This window comes from Microcystis sp. M53603_WE2 (assembly GCF_030065435.1).
In genome coordinates this window covers 1-4,047 of the sequence record NZ_JASJFF010000277.1, presented here as the reverse complement: position 1 = coordinate 4,047, position 4,047 = coordinate 1, and the positions used below count along the sequence as shown (strand labels likewise).

Annotated in this window: 4 protein-coding genes; 2 read left to right on the top strand and 2 right to left on the bottom strand. The window is 43.8% G+C overall.

Annotation, left to right across the window (positions count from 1 at the left end):
* The coding region (locus PX481_RS06025; RefSeq protein WP_288093983.1) for an FAD-binding oxidoreductase at positions 1–810 on the top strand (810 nt) is incomplete at its 5' end.
* A gap of 9 nt (positions 811–819) precedes the next feature.
* On the top strand, positions 820–2,175 hold the full coding sequence (locus PX481_RS06020; protein WP_002761037.1) for a (Fe-S)-binding protein: 1,356 nt from the start codon (positions 820–822) through the stop codon (positions 2,173–2,175).
* A 52-nt stretch (positions 2,176–2,227) separates the two neighbouring features.
* On the opposite strand, the gene PX481_RS06015 is transcribed toward PX481_RS06020, so the two are convergent.
* Together PX481_RS06015 and PX481_RS06010 are read right to left on the bottom strand one after the other, a co-directional pair.
* A complete protein-coding gene (locus tag PX481_RS06015; protein ID WP_288093982.1) occupies positions 2,228–3,661 on the bottom strand; it encodes a phosphoglucomutase/phosphomannomutase family protein in 1,434 nt (477 codons plus the stop codon).
* A gap of 68 nt (positions 3,662–3,729) precedes the next feature.
* Positions 3,730–4,047 (bottom strand): hypothetical protein (locus tag PX481_RS06010; RefSeq protein ID WP_288093981.1); only part of this gene is annotated, 318 nt, incomplete at its 5' end.

Here is a 4,047-nt window from a genome sequence, read left to right as displayed (position 1 = left end):
GTCCGGGATCTGATCCTAGGATTCTCCTTTATCCGTCACGATGGCGAGATTGCTAAAGCTGGAGGGCGTGTGGTCAAGAATGTGGCGGGATACGACATGATGAAGCTATTTACGGGTTCCTACGGCACTTTAGGGATTATCGATCAAATTACCCTGCGACTGTATCCCGAAACTGCTAACTCAGAAACCCTGATCATCACTGGAAATAGCGAAAATATTAGTAAATTGAGTCAAGTTATTCGGCAATCGGCCTTAACTCCCACCGTGGCTGAATGTTTAAACCCAGGGATGACGCAAGCACTAGGATTAGGGGAAAAAGTCGCTTTACTGCTGCGTTTTCAAAGCATTCCCGAAAGTATTAGCGAACAATCGCAACAGGTGAGTTATTTAGGGCAACAGTTAGACTGTCAGACTAATTATTATCGGGATGAGGAAGAAATTTCTCTATGGCAAAGATACCGAAAAACAATCGATAATTATGACCAAGAGGGCAATTTTTTCGGCAAAATAGGATTATTACCTAGCAATTTAGCTCTAGTTATCGACCAAATTAACGGACTAGCCTCGATTAATATTAGTAGTGGGGTGGGTAAAGTTATCTTAAGATCGGAGGAAAATCTTGACAAAATTCGCTCTTTATGCAGTGCCAATCAGGGTTATTTAACGGTGTTAACTGCGCCGCCATCGCTAAAAGAAAAAATTGAACCTTGGGGCTATACAGGTAACGCGATTACCATGATGAAAACCCTAAAAACTAAATTCGATCCTCACGGTATTTTTAGTCCTGAACGCTTTCTTAACAAAATCTAATTTAAAATCATGCAAACCTCCGAACATTCCGTTAACTTTCAAGAATTAATCGACCAAAAAAATCAAGGATTTGACCCCAAGAATCCCCCTGCCCAAGAATTAATCGATAGTTGTGTTCACTGTGGTTTTTGTCTATCTACCTGTCCCAGTTATCGAGTGATTGGCAAAGAAATGGACTCCCCCCGGGGCAGAATTTATCTGATGAATGCCATCAATAAAGGGGAAGCAGTTTTAGACGAAACCACTAGCCAACATTTTGATACTTGTTTAGGTTGTTTAGCCTGTGTTAGTACTTGTCCATCGGGAGTACAATACGATCAATTAATCGCCGCAGTCCGTCCGCAGGTGGAACGCAATCAACCCCGCAGTTTTAAAGATAAAATTATTCGTTTTCTCATTTTTAATCTCTTTCCCTATCCCCTCCGTCTCAAATTATTTTTACCCTTCCTCTGGTTATATCAAACCCTGGGATTACAAACCCTAGTCAGGAAATCGGGTATCTTAAAAATGCTCTTTCCCCGTCTAGCGGCGATGGAATCAATTTTACCCAAAATTACCCTGTCCTCTTTGTTTAAAAACTATGCCGATGTTATTCCCTCCCAAACTGAAAAACGCTATCGAGTGGGAGTAGTTTTAGGTTGTGTGCAGCGCCTCTTTTTCTCGCCGGTAAATGAAGCAACAGTGCGGGTTTTAACTGCCAATGGTTGCGAAGTGGTTATCCCAAAAACCCAGGGTTGTTGTGCCGCTTTACCCGCACATCAAGGACAGGAAAAACAAGCACAAAGTTTAGCCAGACAAATGATCGATAGTTTTGCAGAAACCGAGGTTGATTATATTATTATTAATGCGGCGGGTTGTGGTCATACTCTCAAGGAATATCATCATATTTTAGCCGATGATCCTGAATACAAAGATAAGGCTAAGGAGTTTGTGGCTAAAGTACGCGATGCCCAAGAATTTTTAGCCGCAGTGGGGTTAACTGCTGATTTATCCCCGATTACCGAGACAGAATTAACCCTAGTTTATCAAGATGCCTGTCATCTTTTACACGGACAAAAAATCTCCGTGCAACCACGGCAATTATTGCAAAAAATCCCCAATATTAACTTAAAAGAACCTATCGATGCGGCCTTGTGTTGTGGCAGTGCCGGAGTTTATAATATGCTACAGCCAGATACTGCCGATGAATTAGGTCAGCAGAAAGTACGCAATTTATTAAATACTGGGGCTGCGGTGATTGCTTCTCCTAATCCGGGTTGTTCCCTACAAATTAAAAAACATCTACAATTACAGGGAAAAGATACACCCGTTATTCATCCCATCGAATTATTAGATTATGCGATTCGCGGGCTGAAAATTTCCTAGTTCATCCCCGTTTAAAACAGAAAACGGGTTTCTTCAAGAAACCCGTTTTCTATTAGATATAGGTAGCCCAAGATTTTGCCCAGGCGAGAATTTCCTGAACTCGATCGAGGGTTGAAGATTCACAGTAGAGACGCAAAACCGGTTCTGTGCCACTAAAGCGAATTAACAACCAACTGCCATCTTCTAAACGGAATTTATAACCGTCCATAGTATTACAATCAGTCACTTGTTTACCGGCAATTTCCCTTAAGGGTTCCTTATCCAAAGCAGTAATTAACTGATTGCGAGCTTCCATATTAGCTAAGGGTAAATCAATGCGATCATACTCAGAATGAAAACCAGTTTTATCCTGTAATTGCGCGTAAAGATCGCTTAAATCTTGGCCCGATTCTACCACCGCTTCCAAAACGTATAAAGCTGATAATAAAGCATCCCGTTCGGGAATGTGAGTACCATAACCGACACCTCCCGACTCTTCCCCACCAATTAACACAGGAGTGGTCAACATTCGATCGGCGATATACTTATAACCGATCGGGGTTTCAAAGACCGATAAACCGTATAAACTGGCTAATTTGGGGATTAAATCGGAACCGCTCACCGTTTTGACAATTTCCCCTCTCATTCCCTTTTTGCCGGCTAAATGCTCGATTAAAATCGGGATGAGATTTTGGGTGCTTAAAAAATTCCCCCGACCATCGATCGCCGCTACTCGATCGCTATCCCCATCGAAGACCAAACCTACTCGCAAAGGGGCTAAATTTGCGCTGTGAGCCAGTTTATCGATGATTTCCCTCAAATTTCTCGGTAAAGGTTCCGGAGAGCCGCCACCGAACAAAGGATCGCGATTGCCGCGTAATTCCGTGATCCCCACCCCCAAAAGACCCTCTAAACCGGTAGCCGCCGCACCGTGCATGACATCGGAATAAACTTTTAGTTGTCCCGATTCGATCGCGTTGGCAATAGCGGCAATATTAACTTTTTGGCGTAAACCCTGACAATAACCTGACCACGGTTCAAAAGTGCTTAATTTACCTGGAGCTGCGTTAAATTGCGGCGGATTAGACAATAAAGCTTCAATTTGTTGGGTAATTTCCGGCGAGACAGAACCACCAAAATAACCTTTAACCTTCAAACCGAGATATTTAGCCGGGTTATGACTGGCGGTTAACACGATCGCACCGAGAGCATTTTCTGATCGAGCTGCCCAACTAAAAGCGGGAGTGGGAGCGTAGGATTGGGAGAGAAGCACATCAAAACCAGCTTTTTGCAGCGATTCCGCCGCAGTTTGAGCAAAATCCTCCGCCATAAACCGCCGATCATAGCCGACGATCATCGTCCGCGAACCCGTGATCTGACCATAATTATCCGCTAAAACCTGAGCCGCCAAGGGAGCGAGCAGAGCGACTCGATCGAAAGTAAAATCGGCGGCGATAATCCCGCGCCAGCCATCGGTTCCAAATTTAATCGGGTTCACGGTGGTCATGATTTACGAACTACCCCTAAAATATCCATTTTCCCAATACTGTAACCCGCTCCGTAACCTCTGGAAACTCATTTTTCTCGATCATCGGTTTTTGCCGCCGAATCGAGCGCGCCGACTTCACTGGCTAATAATTTTTCCATTAACATTTGTAACTTCATCCGTTCTATATAGGGCCATCCCCCGGTTTCCTCGATATCCCGGAGTAATCCGTATAAGTCCTTACGGGTATTGGGTAAAGATGGCTCGAACATCTGCTCGCGAATTTGCCGATGTAAATTTTCTAAAGTTCGCAGCAACATTAACAAACCGTTACAATCTCCCTGCTGTTCTTGGGCGATCGCTGTCACCGTCGTTACAAGGGAATCTAGTTGGCTATCTAATTGGCT